Below are 1,081 nucleotides of genomic sequence, written 5' to 3' on the forward strand. Positions count from 1 at the left end.
AAGTCGGGTGGTGCGACCGCGAAGAACTACGCCGACATCGACGCCGCGCCGGAAGAAAAGGCCCGCGGCATCACGATCAACACCGCGCACGTGGAATATGAGACGGCCAACCGTCACTACGCCCACGTCGACTGCCCCGGCCACGCCGACTATGTGAAGAACATGATCACCGGCGCCGCGCAGATGGACGGCGCGATCCTGGTGGTGTCGGCCGCCGACGGCCCGATGCCGCAGACCCGCGAGCACATCCTGCTGGCCCGTCAGGTCGGCGTGCCGGCCCTGGTCGTGTACATGAACAAGGTCGACCTGGTCGACGACGCCGAGCTGCTCGARCTGGTCGAGATGGAAGTGCGCGAGCTGCTTTCGTCGTACGACTTCCCGGGCGACGACATCCCGATCACCAAGGGTTCGGCCAAGGTCGCCATCGACGGCGGCGACCCGGTCATCGGCGAGCAGTCGATCCTGGAACTGATGACCACGGTCGACACCTACATCCCGCAGCCCGATCGTCCGATCGACCTGCCGTTCCTGATGCCGGTCGAAGACGTGTTCTCGATCTCGGGCCGCGGCACCGTGGTCACGGGCCGCGTCGAGAAGGGCATCGTGAAGGTCGGCGAGGAAGTCGAGATCGTCGGCATCCGTCCGGTCCAGAAGACGACCTGCACGGGCGTCGAGATGTTCCGCAAGCTGCTGGACCAAGGTCARGCCGGCGACAACGTGGGCGTGCTGCTGCGCGGCACCAAGCGCGAAGACGTCGAGCGCGGCCAAGTGCTGTGCAAGCCCGGTTCGATCACCCCGCACACCAAGTTCGTGGCCGAAGCCTACATCCTGACCAAGGAAGAAGGCGGCCGTCACACCCCGTTCTTCACCAACTACCGTCCCCAGTTCTACTTCCGYACSACGGACGTGACCGGGATCATCAAGCTGCGCGAAGGCGTGGAAATGATCATGCCGGGCGATAACGCCGAGCTGGACGTCGAGCTGATCACCCCGATCGCCATGGACCAAGGCCTGCGCTTCGCCATCCGCGAAGGCGGCCGCACCGTCGGCGCCGGCGTCGTGGCCAAGATCGTCGAGTAGT

General features: G+C 65.4%; 1 protein-coding gene. It reads left to right on the top strand.

From position 1 onward, the window contains the following. A partial coding sequence (tuf, locus tag AC1DMQ_RS25730; protein WP_477036364.1) for an elongation factor Tu occupies positions 1–1,080 on the top strand: 1,080 nt, incomplete at its 5' end. Position 1,081: the final 1 nt, after the last annotated feature.

It is taken from the genome of Caulobacter sp. 05L422 (assembly GCF_056397765.1).